Source organism: Trichocoleus sp. DQ-U1 (assembly GCF_039961925.1).
In the GTDB taxonomy this organism is placed as follows: domain Bacteria; phylum Cyanobacteriota; class Cyanobacteriia; order Cyanobacteriales; family FACHB-T130; genus FACHB-T130.
In genome coordinates this window covers 37,304-58,279 of the sequence record NZ_JAMPKB010000038.1, presented here as the reverse complement: position 1 = coordinate 58,279, position 20,976 = coordinate 37,304, and the positions used below count along the sequence as shown (strand labels likewise).

General features: G+C 47.5%; 18 protein-coding genes and 2 pseudogenes. 8 read left to right on the top strand and 12 right to left on the bottom strand.

All coding sequences use genetic code 11. From position 1 onward, the window contains the following. Nucleotides 1-113: 113 nt before the first annotated feature. Both NDI34_RS16930 and NDI34_RS16925 read right to left on the bottom strand, forming a co-directional pair. Nucleotides 114-212, bottom strand: a pseudogene (locus NDI34_RS16930) (4-Cys prefix domain-containing protein); the annotation flags it as partial. Between the two features lie 111 nt (nt 213-323). Further along, nucleotides 324-1,328 (bottom strand): LysR family transcriptional regulator, encoded by a 1,005-nt coding sequence (locus tag NDI34_RS16925; protein ID WP_190413151.1) that lies wholly within the window; start codon nt 1,326-1,328, stop codon nt 324-326. 299 nt (nt 1,329-1,627) lie between these two features. Here NDI34_RS16925 and NDI34_RS16920 point away from each other — a divergent pair, with 299 nt between their 5' ends. From NDI34_RS16920 to NDI34_RS16905, 4 genes are all read left to right on the top strand, one after another. After that, the gene (locus NDI34_RS16920; protein ID WP_348233247.1) at nt 1,628-2,344 is read left to right on the top strand and encodes an NnrU family protein; all 717 of its coding nucleotides are present in this window, start codon (nt 1,628-1,630) and stop codon (nt 2,342-2,344) included. 249 nt (nt 2,345-2,593) lie between these two features. Then, nucleotides 2,594-2,935: a thioredoxin domain-containing protein gene (locus NDI34_RS16915; RefSeq protein ID WP_190413147.1), complete on the top strand. Its 342-nt coding sequence runs from the start codon at nt 2,594-2,596 to the stop codon at nt 2,933-2,935. A 362-nt stretch (nt 2,936-3,297) separates the two neighbouring features. Further along, nucleotides 3,298-5,370 (top strand): NAD(P)H-quinone oxidoreductase subunit 5, encoded by a 2,073-nt coding sequence (locus NDI34_RS16910; protein WP_348233246.1) that lies wholly within the window; start codon nt 3,298-3,300, stop codon nt 5,368-5,370. A 143-nt stretch (nt 5,371-5,513) separates the two neighbouring features. Beyond that, nucleotides 5,514-7,115 carry an NAD(P)H-quinone oxidoreductase subunit 4 gene (locus NDI34_RS16905; protein WP_348233245.1) on the top strand — a complete coding sequence of 534 codons (1,602 nt, stop codon included), beginning with the start codon at nt 5,514-5,516 and terminating at the stop codon, nt 7,113-7,115. A 144-nt stretch (nt 7,116-7,259) separates the two neighbouring features. Here the strand turns inward: NDI34_RS16905 and NDI34_RS16900 are convergent, their stop codons facing one another. From NDI34_RS16900 to acsF, 3 genes are all read right to left on the bottom strand, one after another. Continuing rightward, entirely contained in the window at nt 7,260-9,455 is a 2,196-nt protein-coding gene (locus NDI34_RS16900; RefSeq protein WP_348233244.1) for an ATP-binding protein, read from the bottom strand. A gap of 99 nt (nt 9,456-9,554) precedes the next feature. Continuing rightward, nucleotides 9,555-10,349, bottom strand: coding sequence for a hypothetical protein (locus NDI34_RS16895; RefSeq protein WP_242033868.1), 795 nt, complete (start codon nt 10,347-10,349; stop codon nt 9,555-9,557). Nucleotides 10,350-10,451: 102 nt separating this feature from the next. After that, entirely contained in the window at nt 10,452-11,528 is a 1,077-nt protein-coding gene (gene acsF / locus NDI34_RS16890) for a magnesium-protoporphyrin IX monomethyl ester (oxidative) cyclase (RefSeq protein WP_348233243.1), read from the bottom strand. A gap of 234 nt (nt 11,529-11,762) precedes the next feature. On the opposite strand from acsF, the gene NDI34_RS16885 reads away from it, so the two are divergent. Continuing rightward, nucleotides 11,763-12,239, top strand: a complete 477-nt coding sequence (locus tag NDI34_RS16885) for an NINE protein (RefSeq protein ID WP_190438676.1) — start codon at nt 11,763-11,765, stop codon at nt 12,237-12,239. Between the two features lie 55 nt (nt 12,240-12,294). Here NDI34_RS16885 and NDI34_RS16880 read toward each other — a convergent pair whose 3' ends face one another. The 5 genes from NDI34_RS16880 to NDI34_RS16860 form a co-directional block, all read right to left on the bottom strand. Beyond that, nucleotides 12,295-13,050 (bottom strand): DUF2996 domain-containing protein, encoded by a 756-nt coding sequence (locus tag NDI34_RS16880; protein ID WP_348233242.1) that lies wholly within the window; start codon nt 13,048-13,050, stop codon nt 12,295-12,297. A gap of 112 nt (nt 13,051-13,162) precedes the next feature. Then, entirely contained in the window at nt 13,163-13,438 is a 276-nt protein-coding gene (locus NDI34_RS16875; RefSeq protein WP_348233241.1) for a MoaD/ThiS family protein, read from the bottom strand. A 103-nt stretch (nt 13,439-13,541) separates the two neighbouring features. Beyond that, nucleotides 13,542-14,834 (bottom strand): threonine synthase, encoded by a 1,293-nt coding sequence (gene thrC / locus NDI34_RS16870; RefSeq protein ID WP_190413131.1) that lies wholly within the window; start codon nt 14,832-14,834, stop codon nt 13,542-13,544. Nucleotides 14,835-15,079: 245 nt separating this feature from the next. Continuing rightward, nucleotides 15,080-15,340 (bottom strand): MoaD/ThiS family protein, encoded by a 261-nt coding sequence (locus tag NDI34_RS16865; RefSeq protein WP_348233240.1) that lies wholly within the window; start codon nt 15,338-15,340, stop codon nt 15,080-15,082. Between the two features lie 32 nt (nt 15,341-15,372). Further along, a complete protein-coding gene (locus tag NDI34_RS16860; protein WP_348233239.1) occupies nt 15,373-15,810 on the bottom strand; it encodes a late competence development ComFB family protein in 438 nt (145 codons plus the stop codon). A gap of 295 nt (nt 15,811-16,105) precedes the next feature. Here NDI34_RS16860 and NDI34_RS16855 point away from each other — a divergent pair, with 295 nt between their 5' ends. The 3 genes from NDI34_RS16855 to NDI34_RS16845 all read left to right on the top strand — a co-directional run bounded on the left by NDI34_RS16855 (nt 16,106) and on the right by NDI34_RS16845 (nt 19,842). After that, nucleotides 16,106-17,338 (top strand): NB-ARC domain-containing protein, encoded by a 1,233-nt coding sequence (locus tag NDI34_RS16855; protein ID WP_348233238.1) that lies wholly within the window; start codon nt 16,106-16,108, stop codon nt 17,336-17,338. Between the two features lie 67 nt (nt 17,339-17,405). Beyond that, nucleotides 17,406-18,065, top strand: coding sequence for a serine/threonine-protein kinase (locus NDI34_RS16850; RefSeq protein ID WP_348233237.1), 660 nt, complete (start codon nt 17,406-17,408; stop codon nt 18,063-18,065). Nucleotides 18,066-18,093: 28 nt separating this feature from the next. After that, on the top strand, nt 18,094-19,842 hold the full coding sequence (locus NDI34_RS16845) for an ABC transporter substrate-binding protein (protein WP_348233236.1): 1,749 nt from the start codon (nt 18,094-18,096) through the stop codon (nt 19,840-19,842). Nucleotides 19,843-19,861: 19 nt separating this feature from the next. Here NDI34_RS16845 and NDI34_RS16840 read toward each other — a convergent pair. Together NDI34_RS16840 and NDI34_RS16835 are read right to left on the bottom strand one after the other, a co-directional pair. Then, nucleotides 19,862-20,011: pseudogene (locus NDI34_RS16840) on the bottom strand (phosphate ABC transporter substrate-binding protein); the annotation flags it as partial. Between the two features lie 165 nt (nt 20,012-20,176). Then, a complete protein-coding gene (locus tag NDI34_RS16835) occupies nt 20,177-20,926 on the bottom strand; it encodes a rhomboid family intramembrane serine protease (RefSeq protein WP_348233235.1) in 750 nt (249 codons plus the stop codon). Nucleotides 20,927-20,976 lie beyond the last annotated feature (50 nt).

Below are 20,976 nucleotides of genomic sequence, written 5' to 3'. Positions count from 1 at the left end.
TAACTGTGTGTATGGCATCGCCCCCTCCTTAAGTTGCTCCTTGTCTCTCCTTAATTTTGCAATTCGACGATCGCCAACTGGCACACTATTTTCTCATTCATGCAGGAGGTCTAATACTTCTGCTGCACCGTTTTGACAAGGTTGTTGTCATCAAGATCGGCAAAAAAATTCAGGGGACGAGGGCAGCCGGGACGGGTACAGTAAATTTCCATGAGGAGTTACTGGTCAAATCCTAATCGATTGTTGCTAATTGCTAATTGTTTAAGAGCTAGTAGCCATACTTCCATTCGCGATTAGCAACTAACAGCTGGCTAATACTGGAATTAACTGCCTGCGGAGTTAGGAGCAGCTGCCTTGAACCCATCGGCTTCGATTGGAGTGGATGCTTCCATTTCTCTTCCCCATCCGGGGGAGGCAAAGGCAGGTAAAATTTCTTGGCTAAACGCTTCTGCTGCTTTGGAGCGGTAGCGATTTGGGTTCACAATCACCCATAGCATCCGCTTGACCACTACCTCTTCAATTTTTGCGTAGTGGAGGATGCCCATTTGCAACTCTTTTTCGATCGCCGATAGGGAGACAAACGACGCCCCAAGTCCTGCCTGCACGGCATTTTTAATTGCCTCAATCGAGTTAAGTTCCATCTCTATTTTGAGGCGTCGGGTATCGATACCACAGCGAGTTAGCACTTGGTCAATCACCTTGCGGATGGTGGATTGGGAGTCTAAGGCAATGAACTGCAATTTGTAAAGATCGTCTTTTTGGATAGTCCCAATTTTGGCGAGGGGATGTAAGGCTGGCAAGATCAGCGCTAGTTCATCTTCAGCATAAGGAATAATTTTTAGTGCTTCTTGTAGTTCGGAAGGAACCTCTCCCCCAATGATTGCCAGGTCAACTTGCCCGTTGGCGACACTCCACGCCGTGCGGCGCGTCGAGTGAACGTGTAATTGTACTGCTACATCTGGATACTGCTGGCGGAACATCCCAATCATTCGGGGCAGTAAGTAGGTTCCTGTCGTCTGCGAAGCTCCTATAATCAGGGTGCCACCCTGGAGATTTTGCAAGTCTTCAATGGCGCGGCAGGTTTCTTGACAAAGCGTCAAGATTTTTTCGCCGTAGCTGAGAAGTAGGTGCCCTGCTTCCGTCAGTTGTGCCCTGCGTCCTCCCCGGTCAAACAACGGCACATCCAACTGCCGCTCTAAGTTTTGGACTTGGAGGCTGACAGCGGGTTGCGAGACGTACAGGCTATCGGCGGCACGCTTGAAGCTTCCCTCGGCGGCGATCGCTTTAAGAATGCGGAGTTGGTCTAAAGTGAAAGGAAGGTCAGACATACAGGCTTTACCTGAAAAGGGAAAGGAGCGACTGAGGCATAAAGCTCGGCGATCTGTTAGCTTTTTGTCGGTTGTCAGTTGTCAGTTGTTGGTTACTGCTGACATTTGACCGATGACCCATCACCAATGACCGAAGGATCGCTAAGCGCTCTCTTGCGAGAGATGGGGCTGGACTCAAGCGATTGATAGCCCACTTCGTTGTAAAGCCTCTCAGTCATCGACAGTAACACAACACGAGATCAAGTCTCTCAGGGAATACTTGGGGGGTCTATTTTCTACTGGAAATTACGTAAAAGTTTATGAATTTCTTTAGCCTTCTGACTCCTAGCCACTACATAATGCTGGGACTGCTTTTTGGGTTTGCGATCGCTCACAGTGGTCTGGCTGCACTGCGTCCTTGGGGCGAAAAAAAAATCGGCCCCCGCCTCTACCGCATCTTATTTGCCCTCGTCAGTCTTCCTCTAGCAGTGGTGTTGATCGTTTACTTCATTAATCATCGTTATGATGGGCTGCAACTGTGGCAAGTTCAGGGCGTCCCCGGCGTTCAGTCGGTGGTGTGGGTGCTTTCGGCTATCTCATTTCTGTTTCTTTATCCAGCAACTTTCAACTTGCTAGAAATTGCCGCCATCGAAAAGCCTCAAGTGCATCTTTACGAAACCGGCATTATCCGCATCACTAGGCATCCCCAAATGGTCGGACAGGTGATTTGGTGTATTGCCCATACGCTTTGGGTTGGCACGACGTTTACCCTCTTAACTTCAGTAGGGCTAGTGCTGCATCATTTATTCGCAGTTTGGCATGGCGATCGCCGTCTCTTGGCTCGCTATGGGGAAGCTTTCGAGGCTGTGAAAGCTCGCACCTCTGTTGTCCCCTTCCAGGCGCTCCTGGAAGGGCATCAAACCCTGAAATGGCAAGAGTTTCTCCGCCCTGCGTATCTGGGGGTCACTGCTTTCATTCTGCTGTTGTGGTGGGCGCATCCCTGGTTGATCCAGGCGACAGGTGTTGTCAGATGGTAGTGTGAGTTCCGCAATTATGCTGAGCCACGCGATCCCAAATGGATGTAGCATGATTCCAAATAACTTTCAGCTTAATTACGCTCTGGTTCTACCGCCTTAGCTTCCCCATAGATGCCTAGACGTAGTAGATACGCACTGGCATACCAGTTGCGCTAGAGTAAGCTGAAGGATTTTACTTCATTGTTTATTGTTCCACTTCCTCCTTTTGGCTGACTTTCAATAGTAAAAGCGAATAAAACTAGAGGGATCATGGTGCTTTCTGTTAACGAACGGACGTTTACACAAGAAGTTTTAGAATCTTCCACCCCAGTCCTAGTTCATTTTTGGGCACCCTGGTGTGGATTATGTCGGCTAATTAACCCCCTCCTGACTAGAGTTCAATCTGAATGGGGCGAACAAGTCAAATTAGTTGGAATTAATGCCGATCAAAATTTAAAACTGGCGAATACTTATCGCCTCCAGACTCTACCCACGATCGTTCTGATTGAAAACGGCAAGGTAGTTCACCGCATTGATAGCTTTCAAGGGCGGGATGATTTACGCATGGCATTAGAAAAAATTATGGTAAGTTATTTGCCAAATTCTGCCTGAAGTTGGAGATAGCTGCTCCTATCCAAGATAAATAGGACTGACGCAGAGATCCCCTTTACATCCGCCGATAAAGTAGGGAATTGTCCGGTTCCCCGTTTTCAAGGGGGGTTTGGGGGATCTCGGTTTCAAGTTTTCAGTGCGTAAATCCCGATCAATTTTTTCGCTGCTTGTAACTTTTCAACCTGAATGCAACGTTTTACCCGTTCTTAAACCCACCGATTCTCTCTATCGGTGGGTTTAATTTTTGGCTGACAGGTTTCTGCCTGTCTAAACTGTTAGTTATAAATACTTTAGAGACCGTCTGTGTCACAATGTAAACGGTCTTACCAAGTTAGTGAAGAAATATAAAGTAGGCGTCAGTGATGGAACTGCTCTATCAGTATGCCTGGATCATCCCAGTCCTGCCGCTAGCTGGGGCGATGCTGGTTGGTCTGGGACTAATCTCGATTAATCGATTTACCAACAGTCTGCGGCAGTTCAACGCCGTGGTTATAGTCTCCCTGCTAGGGGCGGCGATGAGTTTCTCCTTGGCGTTGCTCTGGAGTCAAATTCAAGGTCATGCTACCTACACTCGTAGCCTGGAGTGGGCAGCAGCGGGAAATTTTCACCTGAATATGGGCTACACGATTGACCACTTGACGGCCCTGATGCTGGTCATCGTGACGACAGTTGCCTTCCTGGTGATGATTTACACCGATGGCTACATGGCTCACGATCCGGGGTATGTGCGCTTCTATGCCTATCTGAGCCTGTTTAGTTCCTCCATGTTGGGTTTGGTGGTCAGCCCCAACTTGGTACAGGTTTATATTTTCTGGGAACTGGTCGGTATGTGTTCTTACCTACTGATCGGATTCTGGTATGACCGGAAGGCAGCAGCCGATGCTTGCCAAAAGGCTTTTGTCGTCAACCGCGTCGGCGACTTCGGGCTGTTGTTAGGGATGCTGGGGCTGTACTGGGCGACGGGCAGCTTTGAATTTGACGTAATCGGCGATCGCCTGCAAGCATTTGTCGCATCAGGCTACCTAAGTACCGGCCTTGCGGCTCTGTTCGCAATCTTAGTGTTTATGGGACCAGTGGCGAAATCTGCTCAGTTCCCGTTGCACGTCTGGCTACCAGACGCGATGGAAGGCCCTACCCCCATCAGCGCCCTGATTCACGCGGCAACGATGGTGGCTGCGGGCGTCTTCCTAATTGCGCGGATGTATCCCGTGTTTGAAGGCATCCCAGTCGCAATGAACGTGATTGCCTGGACGGGTGCCTTTACTGCATTTTTGGGGGCAACTATTGCCATTACCCAAAACGACATCAAGAAGGGTCTCGCTTATTCCACCATGTCCCAACTGGGCTACATGGTAATGGCAATGGGCGTCGGTGCCTATACTGCCGGTCTATTTCACCTAATGACACACGCCTACTTCAAGGCAATGCTGTTTTTGGGTTCTGGTTCTGTGATTCACGGCATGGAATCAGTCGTAGGTCACGATCCCGCCTTGGCTCAGGATATGCGGATGATGGGCGGACTGCGGAAGTATATGCCGATTACCTCCCTCACCTTTTTGATTGGAACGCTCGCGATCAGCGGGATTCCACCTTTCGCTGGGTTCTGGTCGAAAGACGAAATTCTAGGCAGCGCTTTTGGGGCAAATCCGGCGCTGTGGTTCGTCGGCTGGCTGACGGCTGGAATGACTGCTTTCTATATGTTCCGGATGTATTTCCGGACGTTTGAGGGCAAATTCCGAGGGCATGAATCAGGCATCAAGCAGGAACTACTAGGGGCGACTAAATCTCCCCAGGTCGAATACGCTTTTGGCCCTGGGGCGATGGATACTAGAGAGTTATCCTCCAAAGCCCATGACAGCCACGATGACCACGGTCATAGCGAGTATCCCCACGAGTCGCCGCTGACGATGACGCTGCCCCTGATTGTTCTGGCGGTGCCGTCGATGCTGATTGGTTTGGTTGGGACACCTTTCCACAATTATTTTGAGGAATTCATTCACGCCCCCGGCGAACCGCTGACCGAGGTGCTAGAAAAATCCACTGAGTTTGATTTGACAGAATTTCTGATCATGGGGGGTAATTCGGTCGGAATTGCCTTGATTGGAATTACGCTGGCTTCTCTGATGTACTTGAGAGGCAAGATCGATCCTGCTGCGATCGCTGCTAAAATCCCCTTCTTTTACAAGCTGTCGCTCAACAAGTGGTATTTCGACGAAATCTATGACACCCTCTTCGTTCAAGGGTGCCGTCGCTTAGCGCGACAAGTCATGGAAGTGGATTTCCGCGTGGTTGATGGCGCAGTCAACTTCACCGGCTTAGCGACGCTGTTGAGTGGTGAAAGTCTGAAATACTTTGAAACTGGTCGCGTCCAATTCTATGCCCTGATTGTGTTTGGGGCGGTGCTAGTGGGCGTGATTGTCTTTGGTGTGACTTAAATTTAGAAACCGCTCGCTGTGTGTTTCTACCCGCTGTCAACAAAAGATAAAAGGAAAAAGCCGAAAACTTTTTCCTTTTTCCTTTTTAAGTACACTTACTCATAGCTGACAGCTAAACCTTATTGCTCACGATTTGATATCTCATGAATACAGCTAATTTTCCTTGGCTGACTTTTATCATCCTGTTCCCCATCGCGGCATCCCTGTTGCTTCCGTTAATACCCGATAAAGATGGTAAGACGGTACGCTGGTACGCCCTCATTATTGGGCTGATTGATTTCGTGGTGATGGTTTATGCCTTCTATACTCAGTACGACTTTTCTAATCCCGGTCTGCAACTGGTGGAAAGTTACTCCTGGGTACCCCAAATCGACCTAAGGTGGTCGGTGGGCGTAGATGGCTTGTCAATGCCGCTAGTATTGCTTACCGGCTTCATCACCACCCTGGCGACTTTGGCAGCATGGCCCGTGACGTTTAAGCCGAAGCTGTTTTACTTTTTGCTCCTGGCGATGTACGGCGGTCAGATTGCAGTGTTTGCGGTCCAGGATATGCTGTTGTTTTTCCTGGTGTGGGAACTGGAACTGATTCCGGTGTACCTGCTGCTGGCAATTTGGGGCGGTAAGAAGCGTTTGTACGCGGCTACCAAGTTCATTCTTTATACGGCTGGCGGATCGCTGTTCATTTTAGTAGCCGCCTTGGCGATGGCGTTCTACGGCGATACCGTGACGTTTGATATGAGGGCGATCGCTTCCAAGGATTACCCCCTAACTTTCCAGCTCTGGATCTATGCAGGGTTTCTGATTGCCTACGGCGTCAAGTTGCCGATTATTCCCCTGCATACTTGGCTACCAGATGCTCACGGCGAAGCAACTGCACCAGTGCATATGTTGCTAGCAGGAATTCTTCTGAAGATGGGCGGTTATGCTCTGATTCGGATGAATGCCCAGATGCTACCCGATGCTCATGCCGTGTTCGCGCCCGTTTTGGTGATTTTGGGCGTTACCAACATCATCTACGCCGCCCTCACCTCTTTTGCCCAGCGTAATCTGAAACGGAAAATCGCTTATTCCTCGATTTCCCACATGGGATTTGTGCTGATTGGAATTGCCACGTTTACTGACTTGGGTTTGAGCGGTGCAGTGCTGCAAATGGTTTCCCACGGTTTGATTGGGGCAAGCTTGTTCTTCCTTGTGGGAGCCACTTATGACCGCACCCACACCCTGATGCTGGATGAAATGGGCGGCGTCGGGCTGAGGATGAAAAAGATGTTTGCCATGTGGACGACTTGTGCCCTCGCGTCATTAGCATTGCCAGGGATGAGCGGATTTGTGGCAGAGATAATGGTGTTTGTCGGCTTTGCGACCAGCGATGCTTATAACCCCACTTTCAAGGTCGTGGTGGTCTTTCTAGCCGCCGTTGGCGTGATTCTGACCCCCATCTACCTACTCTCGATGCTGCGGGAAATTTGCTACGGGCCGGAGAATAAGGAATTAGTGGAACACGAAGCCTTGATCGATGCGGAACCACGAGAGGTGTTCATTATCGCCTGTCTGTTGGTGCCGATTATTGGCATTGGCTTGTACCCCAAAATCCTGACTCAAATTTACGACGCAACCACTTTGCAGCTGACGGAGCGACTGCGAGGTTCAGTTCCGACGCTGGCGAGTGGGCGACAGGTTCCGACCCAAGCACAGGCGGATATTCCCCTGTTGTCGTTGCGGGCACCAGAAATCGGCAATCGCTAGACAATTCAAAGGTGAAAAATCGCAAAAATTTTCTTGATGTTTGAGTTTTCAGCTTGCTAAATTTTCATAATCAATAATCCTTTTTGGGGCGGAATTAAATATCCGCCCTTTTTGTTAAAAATTACGAATTCATCGGCAATAGTATCAAATGTGTGATGGCGGATGCAGGGGAATTTCTATCAGAAATTGCGCCCCCTGACCGGGCGCTGAAATACATTTGAGTTGACCGCCGTGTTTTTCAACCACAATTTGATAGCTAATCGACAACCCAAGCCCTGTGCCAATACCGACAGGCTTAGTTGTGAAGAAAGGATCGAAAAGTCGCTTTCTGACTTCCTCTGCCATTCCTGGCCCATTGTCGGAAATCTTGATTACGACTCGGTTATTTGTCAACACGTCGGTACGAATCCGAATGATACTGGCGTCGGCTTTGATTTGTTCAAGCGATCGCTTTTTGTTAGACTCATCCAAAGCATCAATTGCATTGGTGAGAAGATTCATAAATACTTGGTTGAGCTGCCCTGGATAGCACTCTACTTTAGGTAGGTTGCCATATTCTTTGATTAGCTGGATAGGGGGATGATCTGGTTTGGATTTGAAGCGGTTTTGCAGAATTAGGAGCGTACTTTCGATGCCTTCATGAATATCTACCAGTTTCATCTCGGCTTCGTCAAGGCGGGAGAAATTGCGTAAGCTACGCACAATCTCACAAATGCGCTCTGCCCCCACATTCATAGAAGAAAGTAATTTAGGCAAGTCCTTGATGAGAAAATCTAGGTCAATCGCGGCAATTTCGTCTTGAATTTCTGGCGTTGGATGGGGATATTGCTGTTGATATAGTTGCAGCAACCCAAGAATGTCTCGCGTGTATTCGCTCGCTGGGGCTAAATTCCCGTAGATGAAGTTAACGGAATTATTGATTTCATGCGCGACTCCAGCCACTAGCTGACCCAAACTGGACATTTTTTCACTTTGAACCAGTTGAGACTGAGTACGTTGGAGTTCCTGAAGCGTGGTTTCGAGCCGGGTGGCGTGTGCTTGAGCGATCGCTGCGGCTTCACGAGTTTGAGTATAAAGTTCTGCTTGGTTAATCGCGATCGCGACTTGGTCACAAACCGCCGAAAGCAGTTCCACTTCATCGTCATGCCAAGTTCGAGGACTGCTAAATTGACCGCAGGCAACTACACCAAGTTCGCCCGTGCGAGTCATTATCGGAAAATTTAGTATAGAAACGTACCCCAGCGATTGGAAGAACTGCCGTGAATTGGGGTCGGTTAACGCTTCAATATTATCCAAATGGATGATTTCTCGGTTTAAGAGTTGTCTTACTTGAAAACTGGTCGGTTCCTCTGGATAGCAACCCAGAAAGCTAGGCAAATTGTCTACCTTCGCTTCATGCAATATCTCCCAACTTGCCGATTCACCATTGGGACGATACCACATGAAAAGGCACTGCTCAATTTGCAGGAGCCTGCGGATTTCCTGCACGGCTGTTTCCAAGATGGTATTGAGATCCAGCGAACTGCGAATTTGACTAGCAAGACGATTGAGTAGTTCTTCTCGCTGCGCGAGTTCTCGGAACCGAGCTTCTGATTGCCGCAACGCTTCCTCCACCTGCTTGAGAGCGCTGATATTACTTCCGGTGCCGATAATTCGATAGATGCGACCCGCAGCATCCCGCAGTGGAGTTAAAGTCGTTAGCCAATAAGTGTCTACACCCTGCAAGGGAATGCAATCCTCGTAAAAAGTACATTCCCCTGCGACGAGACATTTTGTATATCTCTCATGCAAAGAATTACCTAACTCTAAACCAAATAGTTCATGGGGAGTTTTGCCCATCGCTTGGGCACTACTGATGCCAGTAACCATCGCTATCGGTCGATTCCAGCTAAGGTAGCGAAAAACCCCTTGGGCGTCCACATCTAAAACAAAGATGGCGTTTTCCACGCCCTCGTAGATGGAATGGAAAAAGTCCTCACTTTGGATCATCTCTGCCGACAAAATCAATCCGCCCCTTTCACCGCTAGGGTGCTGCCAAGGATGCAGGCTCCACTTTATCGGCACCGAGGAACCGTCAGGGCAAACAAAGCTACTTTCCTGGTACTCTTCTACACTCGCCCCAGTTAAAACTAGCTCAGCCTTGTGCCGCCATTGGTCGGGAAGGTGAGGAAAAACTTCGTAATGCGATCGCCCAATCAGATTTTGCTCATCTAGCCCGTAATCGATTAGCCACTGACGAGAAGCGAGCAAGTAACGCATCTGGCGATCGCACATCGCTACGGCAGCAGGTGTATGTTGCAAAAATAGCCCAAACAGCTCTAAATTGTCTGAGGCGTTCATAGGTCGGCAAAGGCTCTTTTTGTAATGGCATTCAAATTTAGAGGTTTTTAGGGTTAAATGCTGTAAACATTGCAATATTCAATTATTTAAACACTTAATTTAAGGCATCCACTCTAGTACAATGCCAACCCGGCTATCTTTGCGTTGTCTTGCATTTTGCTTCTCAATGTCTGTCGATAAGCGCAGATTGCGGGTAAAGGCATAGCCGACAGAAAGCTTTGTAATTCCGACTTCTTCATTCGTTGCAGGAGCAACCCAACTCTGAGTTAAGGAGATATCGGCTGCACCAGTACGAGATAAAACGAACATCAGCTTCGCACCCACATGTAAGCCATCTGTTGAGTATCGGTCAGTTTCTAAATGCCGATAGCCTACCAGGGGTGCGATGTTGATGTAGCTGCCCAAGGGAACTACATAGTATCGTAAATCTGCTCCATAAGCCTCGCGCTGACCCTTGAACGCAGTTTGATAATCCCCACTGACGGTTAAGCCGGTGCGACCAATAAACACGTCCTCCACGCCAATATTAACTCCCCCGGCTTGCCCAGATGAAGGAAACTGGGAGTAGCCGAGGCGCACCCTAGTCCGAAAGCTGGGGTCATTGCGAATTTCTTCTAACACATTCGGCACGTCTCGCCGCCAACGCTGCAAAACCGGGCTATTTTCAATCATTTCTGGACTTAAATCTAAATCGCTAGCCTCTGGCTTGGACGTTCCTGGCGGCTGGGTTTGAGTCTGGGTTTGAGCCTGCGTAGGCGAGATCCTCAAAATCAGAGAAGTACCGATTGCGAACAGGATAGAGTCTCGCGCAAAGGCGCAAAGGCGCAAAGAAAGGCAAGTGAGCGTCTGTGCATCTACCGGGCTGAGGCGCGAGATGCCAAAGGTCTTCGTCATTGAGGTTGCGTCAGTTTTATATTTATGAAGAATTTTGATAAGGATAAAAAAAGTGGCTCTGCTTAGTACAGAACCACTTTAGTTGAGGGAAGATGCTCAAAATTAGCGGGCTTTACCTTGCACGGCTGTCATGTCAATCGGCTTGATTAGGTACAAGCGCAGCAGCTGCCAAGCATTAGAAGCATAAAGGGGTAGCTTCTGGAACAATTGCAGGAATTTGGGGGTGTTGGAGGTTGCGATCGCACCCAGCTTCTCATTATTTTTGATGCACACTTCTAAGCGGTCGTAAAATTCTGGCTTCTCTACATCCAGAATCACTGGGAACACCCGTCCTGCGGTTTCGTTGGTCTTCTGAATCACGTGAATGTCATATTCCCGTGCATCCAGACCGAGTGTGGCATAGAATTTGGAACGCTGGATGTCGTTGAGATACATCGTCGCAAACACTGACAGCAGGAAGAAGCGACACCACAGCTTTGCTTTCCAATCATTCAAGAATTGGGGTTGCGCTCTCATTACGGCATCGAAGAAGTCTCCGTGCCGGTTTTCATCCTGGCACCAGTTTTCAAAGAAGCGGAAGATGGGATAAACGCGGTTTTCGGGATGGGCTTCTAGGTGCCGGTAAATGGTGATATACCGCCAGTAACCAATCTTCTCGGACAGATAGGTCGCGTAGAAGATGAATTTCGGCTTAAAGAAGGTGTATTTGTGATTCTTGGTCAAAAACCCTAAATCTAGTGACATATTGAAGTCTGACATTGCCTTATTCAGGAAGCCAGCATGACGAGCTTCATCCCGCGACATCAAGTTAAAGCCTTCTGCCAGAAGCGGGTTTTTGTCCTTCAATCGGCGTCCGAGTTCTTTGTAGAGTAGGAATCCGGAGAATTCTGCCGTGCAGGAACGCTCTAGAAATTCAATAAATAACTGGCGCGTCTCCCCATCAATATGATCCCAGGATTGGTCAAACTCGGCATCCCGCACGAAGTGGTGACGGTTGTAGTCAGCGCGGAATTCTTCCATCAGCGCCTTGAGTTCATCTTCATTTGGCGACAGATCCATCTTCGCCATTTCATCAAAGTCGGTGGTGTAGAACCGGGGCGTCAGTAGGGTTTCTTTCGCAGGTACTTTCACCCCAGGTCTTAATTCTTCAAAGCTGGGTTTTTTGAGGGAATCCACCATATTCTTTGTCTCTCTTGTTTCTCTTATTATTATGATTCCGTCGCTTTCACTCAAAGGCTTGCGTTCCAGTCTACCAATCTACACGAGAGCGATCGCACTTGTTACGTTAAGACTTACTACACGCTGTCAAGTTTTGTGACATCTTCAGAGTTCTTGCTGCTCAATTCCTAGGTGCAAGAGTGAAGAACAAAATCCTATGATTGAAGTTAGGACATCTGAAGCGCTAGGAATCTTATGAAGAACGTCTCGACTGCCTATGTTCTTTGGCTAGCCTGTTTTTTGTCCCCACCGATAGCGGGGATGCATCGCCTATACAATGGCAAGATTGGCACGGGGCTGCTGTGGCTGTTTACGTGGGGTTTGTTTGGGGTCGGGCAGTTCGTGGATTTATTCCTGATTCCCGGCATGGTGGAAGAACATAACGCCAAGCTGCAAGACCGCTTGGGAGTATCATCCACGGGCGTACCTCTATCGCCACCTGCGATCGCGCTTACCAAACAAGAGCTTACCCGCGATCAACTAATGGTTAAACTTGTGAAAGCCGCCGCTGCTAGAGGTGGCAAACTTTCCGTTACCCAAGCGGTGATGGATACAGGTGTAAGCTTTGCCAAGGCAGAAGCCACTTTGAAAGAAATGCTCAAAAGTGGCTACGTCATGGTTGATAATCACCCAGAAACTGGCATTGTCATTTATGAATTTATCGAGTTGTAATGGCTCATTAGTCATTAGTAATTATCTAATGACTAATGAAATTCACCTTTCCCGACTAATTTCTTTCCAGCCACTTTTGAGCATTCAACCGCTGCGTCACGCCAAACACCATTAAATCCAGCGTGAGCTTGCGCTCATCGCACAAAAAAGGCTCAATGATACTGGGTTTAGAGCCTTCAAAACAGGAAAAAGCTCTTTGTTTTTGGATGTCTTCTTCGGGAAAATAAAGGTTAAAGTTCCGCTTTCCTCCTTGCCAGCTCCCGTTGACTTGCCAGCATTCTGAGATTTCTTGAAGCGGTTTCTTGTCAAATTTCAGCTCTAAATTTTTGACGCCCTTTTTTTCAAGTGCTGTTTTCAAAGCTGGTAAATAGTCTTGTTGAATAAACTCAACAAAAGGCTTGTCTTCTACCGCAGGTGCCTTCTCTTTTTTAGCCGCTTTAGCAGCTGGCTTATCCCCTTCTGGCGACTCGTCCTTTTTAGCAGCTTTGGCACCTGCTGGCTTATCTGCTTTAGCAGCTTTGGCACCCGTTGGCTTATCCTCTTTAGATGCTTGAGCTGTTTTTTTAACATCTGTTTGAACCTGAGCCGAGTCATCTGGGGTTGATGCCTCTGTCGAAGATTTTTCTCCAGCCGCATTCGGATTCACCTCCGGATTCACAGCTTCTGGAGCGGGTGCGTTTGCTGTAGGAATGTCGGTTGCTACGTCAGAATCCGTACTGGGAGCATTTTCTTCAGAAACACTAGGAGCCTGCTTGTCAACAGTGCTAGGAGCCACCTCTCCGGCGTCATTGTGATTCGTTTCTTCTGCCATTGGACTTATCCGCAAGTTGGTGATTTTTTTGAATGTATGCAGCATGGATGAAAATAGGATTAACAATCCCGATTCGAGATTGAAATCCTTTACTGCTCATCCTAGCTTGGAATCAGCCTCCCGCCTGCGCTGCCACAATGCTCACCTCATCACCCTCATTCAGAGGTGTCTGAGTTCCATCCAAAAAGCGGATGTCTTCGCTGTTGACGTAGAAATTCACAAATCTACGGGGTTCGCCCTTTTCATCGCACAAACGCACTTTGATGCCAGGATAGCTTTGCTCTAAGGATTCGAGCAGTTCACCAATCGTACCGCCACTGCCTTCAATGGTGGCTTGATTGTTTGTAAGCTTCTGGAGAGGAGTCGGAACGAGAACTTTGACTGTCATAGTTAAAGATTATTCAGTAGTCATTCATGCGTAGTCACGAGCGATGAGTCATTAGCAACCCCGGAGGGACTAATGACTCATCACAAAAAGCTGATAGCGATTATTAAACCAGAACTTGCTGCCAGTCGAGACGTTCGAGTGTCCGAGAGCGCTCTAATGCCCGCTCGAAACTGTCCAGTTTCGCCTCAATCGTCAGGGGTTCCCCGATGTATCCTTGCACCGCTTCTTGGGTTTTCAGTCCGTTGCCGGTAATGTAAACGACGGTCGTTTCTTCGGGATCAATTTTACCCGCTTCTACCAATTTTTTCAGCACGGCGATGGTGGTGCCACCAGCGGTTTCGGTAAAGATGCCTTCGGTTTCAGCTAATAGCTTGATGCCTTCAACAATTTCAGTATCGTTGACTGATTCAATGTTACCGCCGGTTTTCTTGGCGACTTCCAGCGCATAAACTCCGTCTGCTGGGTTGCCAATCGCGATTGATTTGGCAATGGTGTTCGGCTTCACGGGGGTTACGAAGTCGCGCCCTTCCCGATGAGCTTGGGCAATGGGGGAACAACCTTCAGCTTGGGCACCGCTGAAACGGACGCTCTTATCAGCTACTAGTCCAACGTTGATAAATTCTTGGAATCCTTTGTAGATTTTGGTGAACAGAGAGCCAGATGCCAGAGGAGCGACGATATGATCCGGCAGTTTCCAGCCTAGCTGTTCTGCTACTTCGTAGCCGAGGGTTTTTGAACCTTCCGAGTAGTAGGGACGGAGGTTAATATTGACAAATCCCCAACCTTGGGTATTAGCAACTTCGCAGCAGAGGCGGTTCACTTGGTCGTAGTTGCCCTGAACTGCCATGACGGTGGGACCATAGATGAGTGTACCTAGAACTTTACCGGCTTCTAGGTCGGCGGGGATGAAGACGCAGCAGTCTAAACCGGCGTAGGCCGCGATCGCTGCTGTAGAATTCGCTAAATTACCCGTACTGGCGCAGGATACTGTCGTAAATCCTAATTCCTGCGCTCTTGTTAAAGCGACCGACACCACCCGATCTTTAAAGCTCAGGGTAGGCATATTGACGGCATCGTTTTTAATATAAAGATTTTTAATACCCAGACGGCGAGCTAAGCGATTGGCTTTTACCAAGGGGGTCATGCCAGTTCCCACGTCAATCGGCTTTTCTGTGGCGACGGGCAAGAAGGAACGATAGCGCCAAATTGAGTTAGGCCCTGCCTGAATGCTTTCACGAGTGACGGTGCGGCGCAGAACATCGTAATCGTAGGTTACTTCCAGAGGGCCAAAACAAAACTCACAGACATGAGTTGCCTTGAGTTCGTATTCGGTGCCGCATTCTTTACACTTCAGTGCCGTAAAGGTTGCCGTTGTTGACTGGGTTGCCTGGGTCATGGGTATTTACACTCTAATCGTCCGTCATCGCTCGGTTGATACTAACACAGGCAAAAATACCCGTCAAGTATATCCGACTCTTTTAGTCGGGATTAAATGTTGTCTATGATACAAAATTCAGCCCTCAGTCTGAAGACTGGGGCGATTACATTCCAAGCTTGCGGTCGCTAATTTCGGAAAAAGAGGGAATTGAAGCGGATTTGGGATGAAAAAACCGAATTTCTGGCGTTTAACTTTTGTCTTTCCTAGCCACCGCTAACAGGGGGAATCAGCACGACTTCATCCCCATCATGCAGAATCGTGTCTGGCTCGACGAATTGAAAATTAACGCCAAAGCGAGTAAATTGACGCCATTTGTCAAGTTCCGGATGTTCGGAAGCAAATTTATCTAATATCGCTGAAACGGCTGTATTTGGAGGGATTTTCAGCACCAGTTCCGAAACGCCATAAGCTTCTTGATAGGCGGCGAATAATTTGACGGTAATCGCGATCGCTTCAGTGGACATAGGAACTGATGCTAGAGGTGGCTGGCATTAGATTAGCGCGATCGCCGACCATCTGCTTTATGAATGCCCCCTAATCCAAAAAGCGATCGCACCCAAGAAAGGGAGACGGGGCTTTTGGCATCTTCAACATCTGCATCAGATGCACTCTCTTCGAGGTTCTCGGCGTTTTCTGCACAAGGAAGGGAATTTACCACGTTCAAGGAATCTTGTTGCACAGCCGCCAATGCTTGACCCACCGCCACGATAATCTGAGGTGCTAACTTAGCTTTAGCCCGTTGCTGCTGTAGATACCATCCTCTGGGACTGGTCGCATACAGGGCTGGCAGACGATTCAGGGCGTAAGCGATCGCATGGGCTGGATTGATATAGTTGACCAACTTTGGCGGTAACTGCTGGAGTTGTCGGTGTACTTCCTGAGCAACTAACAGTTCCATGACATTGCAGTAGGTTAGAACTTGATTCGGTTGCATAATCTTCTTAAAGACTGAGCTGGCAATCTCTGGAAAGAAGGACAGACGTTAAAGAAGGCGATCTAGCGCCTTATCCTCTCAGATTGCCAAAGACGCTTCAGCTTGACGGCTCACTTTTTTGCTGACTCTTTGGCTCAGTTTTCAGGGTAAGGCTGCGATCGCTACACCGAAAGGTAAGCCAGAATAAGCGAGAATTGTGGTAAAGAGCTTAACTATGGCGGGGTCTCTCAGAGCATCTGCACGGGGACTAGAAAGCGTTGATAAAGCCCGAAAAAGGAAAGGTTGGACAAAAACAATGACCGTTTCTTGGTGGCAGGCTGCCCTAACGACCCAGGCAACCTTGAAACGGTTTTGGCAGAAAAAACCCATTCAGCAAGAGACCTTTATTAATATTTGCCAAGCTGTCGGGATCGACAACTGGAAGGAAATTGTTGATTCAGGTGCAGTTGAAGAAGTAGAAGCGCGTGAAATTCCTATACTCGATTGGGGTGAAGCGCCTGATGTCTCTGGTTTCTATGGGCGCACAGAAGAACTCGCTGTGCTTGAGAAATGGATTGTTGCTGATAGTTGCCACCTAGTAACGTTGTTCGGCATGGGAGGAATTGGTAAAACAGCGCTATCCGTGATGCTAGCCGAGCAAATTCAGAATGAGTTTGATTATTTCATCTGGCGATCGCTCCGTTCTGCCCCATCAGTGGAAGACCTGATCGCAGACTTGCTCCGATGCCTCTCCAACGAGCAATCAACCGATTTACCAAAAGATATTGGTCGCCGAATCTCTCAGCTAATTGAGTCTTTGCGATCTCCCAAAGGAACAAACCCTTCCACAGGTTCCCATCGATGTCTGCTGATTTTGGATGAAGTCGAAACGATTCTAGGTGCTGGTCAAGCAACTGGGTATTATCGAGAAGGGTATGAAGGCTATGGCGAACTATTCAGACGAGTGGGAAGAGAGCGCCACAACAGCTGCTTAATGCTAATCGGTCGAGAGCAACCGAATGAAATTGCATTAATCCAGGGAGAAACTCCAAGCGTTCGTTCATTACTGCTGTCCGATCTCAATGATACAGACGCTTGGCAAATATTTAGAGCCAAAGGTTTGTCAGACGAAAACCACTGGAAAAGCCTTTTTCAAATCTATCGAGGAAATCCCTTAATCTTAAATATTATTACCAGTTATATAAAAGACTCATTTGCTGGTAAAGTTTCTGATTTCTTAAAGCTAGAAACAATATTTTTAGGCGATATTCATCTAATTTTAGATACTTCCTGGCAACGGCTATCAAATTTTCAAAAAGAAATTATGTTTAAGTTAGCGGCTAATCTCAACTCTAGCTCTATCTTTAAATTAAAAGAAGAAATCAATCTAACGGTTTCAACTTCTGAAATCATGGAAGCGATTCAAGCATTAGAACGTCGTTCGTTGATAGAAAAGCAAATCGAAGGGAATGAAGTTATTTATACGCTTCAGCCGGTAGTGAAAAGGTATGTTAAAAGAAAAATTACTCAGCGAACGGTCGAACAATAAAGTTATTTTCCGAGAGGAAGTTATAATTTTATAACATTCCCACTCAAATCGGGATAGTGTGTTTGCCGTGAGTTATTGCATCAATCCCAACTGCCGCAATTTCAACGAACCTGGTAATCAAAGCACTTGTCCTGACTGTGGCTCCGAAAGTTTAGTAGAAGGGCGCTATCGGGTCATCCAACGTTTGGGCAAAGGAGGCTTTGGCCAAACCTTTGAGGTGGAGGACGTGCGTCGGGAAGGTATAAAAAAAGTCCTAAAAATTTTGCTCACTGATTATGAGAAGGCAATCTGCCTATTCCAGCGGGAAGCCGAAGTTCTAAAGAAGTTGAATCATCAAGGGATTCCCAAAGTGGAGGCAGATGGATACTTCCAGTTATGTCATCTAAAGAGCGAAAAGCCCTTGCACTGCTTGGTGATGGAGAAAATTGAGGGAATCAACTTAAAAGAATGGTTGAGCAGCCGGAACCATCAACCCATCAGCCAAAAGCAAGCGCTCGCCTGGTTGAAACAACTGGCAGAAATCTTACAGCAAGTTCATCAAAGCAACTATTTTCACCGGGATATTAAGCCGTCTAACATTATGCTGCGACCTGATAATCAACTGGTGTTGATTGATTTTGGTGCAGTCCGGGAAGCTACGGAAACCTACTTGCACAAATTAGCCGGAAGAGATGGCACAGCAATAATTTCCCACGGCTATACACCCCCCAGAACAAGCCGATGGTAGAGCTGTTTCCAAATCTGATTTCTATGCTTTGGGACGCACCTTCGTTCATTTGCTGACAGGCATACATCCCCATGACCTTCCTGGAAACCCCCAAACAGGTCAGTTGAATTGGCGAAACAGTGCCCCCCAGATTTCACTAGAGTTGGCAACTTTAATTAATGACCTGATGGCTCCTTTCGCAGGGAATCGACCTGAAAATGCCCAAGAAATTGTGCAACGTTTAGAGGAAATTGAGACGCAAATCAACAATCATCGGCGGACACGATCTCCCGACGACACGCTTACTTTGCTTCCTGAAGGCAATTGTTCAGACGAAGAAGTTACCAGGAGTATCAACTCAGGCAATTTAAGGCTTGTACTCATTTGGGTCGTGAGTGCAATTCTTTTGACAGGACTCGGAATAATTATCTATACGCTTGTGAAACCGCCGAAGGCTTGTGATTCCAATCTTGCAGACAATGTCAGTTGTGGAGAAGAAGTTTTAGTTCCCAGTTTGAAAGGCGCTCTCAAGCAAAAAGGCGTGCAAAAATTTGCCAGCGGTCAATATGCTGAGGCTGTTGGTTTATTAGAGAAGGCACGGAGCGAACAGCCAAGCGACCCGGAAATTTTGATTTACCTGAATAATGCCCGATTGATGGATAAAAAGGAAAAGGCATACACGATTGCTGTTGCCGCTGCGATAACCAACAATCCAAACAGAGCGTTGGAAATTCTACGAGGAGCTGCCCAAGTCCAAAATGAAATCAATCAGGGTCAAAGGATTAGTGGTAAAGGGCTGAAAGTAGTCATCGCAGATGATGCCAATAATCCTGCCAAAGCTAAACAAATTGCCGAGTCATTGGTGTTGAAAAAGGACATTTTAGCGGTCATCGGTCACTATGCCAGCGAAGTGACACTGGGAGCGATCGCAATTTATCAACAGCACGGGTTGGTATTAATTTCTCCAGGTAGCACCTCGGAAGACCTCTCAGAATGGAGCCAAAAGAGCGAACACGTTTTCTTTCGCACTGTACCCAGTAATCGCGTGAATGCCCAGGCTTTGGCTAGCTACATGATCCAAGCCAATCAGCGAACAGCCGCAGTCTTTTACTCTGGCACAAGTAATTACAGCAAATCTATCCGAGATCAATTTCACGTTAGCTTCCCCGCAAGTAGAGGACGGGTAAGAGCAGATTTTGAACTGTGCAAAAAGGACTTCAATGCTGTTGAGGCGATTAACCAAGCACAAGCAAAAGGAGCGGCTACGCTTGTCTTTCTCCCGGATGGTCAGACCTGTCCTTTTTCCTTTCAGAATGTCTTAGCGGTGATTAAGGCAAATCAGGGTCGTTATCCGATGGTGGGAGCATGGGCTGTTTACAGTTCTGAGATTCTACAAATCGACCCTAAATATGTAGTCGGTCGCCTAGTAGTAACAGTCCCTTGGCATTCCTTGAGCAGCCCCAATCCAACGTTTCCCAAAGAATCTAAGCAGTTATGGAAAGCGGAAGTGAGTGGGCTGACCGCTACGACTTATGATGCAGCTCGTGCGTTAATAACGGCTTTAGCAAAAAAACCTCAACCGAATCGTTCTGACGTGCGGCAGGCTTTATCGGCTCCCGACTTTCGAGCCAATGGTGCAATGGGGATAATTAGTTTTCGCGGTGGAGATCCCAATGAGCCGATCTTTACATTGGTCAAAGTCGTGCCGTCTAACTGCTCGCTTTATGGTTTTAAGTTTGTACCTGTAGACTATCCCCCAGATAAACTTAAAGAAATGGAGCGCGGTTGCAAAAACTAAACGTACTTATCCGAATGCTCTAGCGGATTCTGACAAATCCAGCCTTTTCAACCAGTTTTTGACCCCGATCTGTTAGCAGTAACTTGGCGTAAGCTTCCCCAGATCGTTGTTCAATTTGTTCGTTTTGTTTAACAATTACTGATAATCGGCGAGTTAGAGGATATCGACCATTCGAGAGTATTACCACTTGTGTATATCGTTGAATGTCATTAAGTCTCTATTTGAGTTCGTCATTCATCGTCAAACCTTTAACTTTCCAAACTTTTTACCTATGGTTGTTTCTCTCAACTGAATTAGGTTCGCTATATAAATCAGCTCTAACAGCTTCTCTCCACTAATTCTTATGAGTTCTCTGCGCCTCAGGGGTTCGTTTTTTATCGATACTTCTTTTTAACAGCAACACGAGAATGGCACCAATTGCTAACCCTACACCATGTGCCCAATACCCAACGCCCACGGGATTGACGCCACCGGAAATATTTAAGCTGCCGATTCCATAAAACATTTGCTGAATAAACCACCAGAATAGATAAAACAAAGCTGGCAGTTCAATCGGGATAAACACAATTACCAGGGGCAAAATGGTATCAATTTTTGACTGAGGAAAACTCAGAAAATAGGCTCCGAGGACAGATGCGATCGCGCCATTGGCTCCAATTAATGGCATCGTCAAAGTAGAGTCTAGTAAAACTTGTACTATGCCCGTCAAAATGCCACCCAGCAAATAAAGTAGTAGAAATCGTCGGTGTCCGAGAAGATTCTCTACACTCTTTCCAAAAACAAATAAAAATAGGATATTTCCTAAAATTTGACCAAAGCTGCTGTGGAGAAACATCGCCCAGAACAGGGAACTGGAGAACATCAGCAAGGCAACCCATGCTGCTGGATTTTCCCCACTGAGGACATCTGAAATCACAGCACTTATTCGGGCAGGAACGATACCCCAGTGTTGGATAAAAGCGCTCAGTTTACCTGCAACCTCTAATTTTAACTCCCACAGAAACAAAGCAACATTGATTCCGATCAGGGCGTAATTAACAATCGGTTTGCTGCGACTGGGGATGTTATCAGCAATAGGAATCATGAGGATTTTAGATTTTAGATTTTAGCTTTTGGGTGAATCATCAATCCACA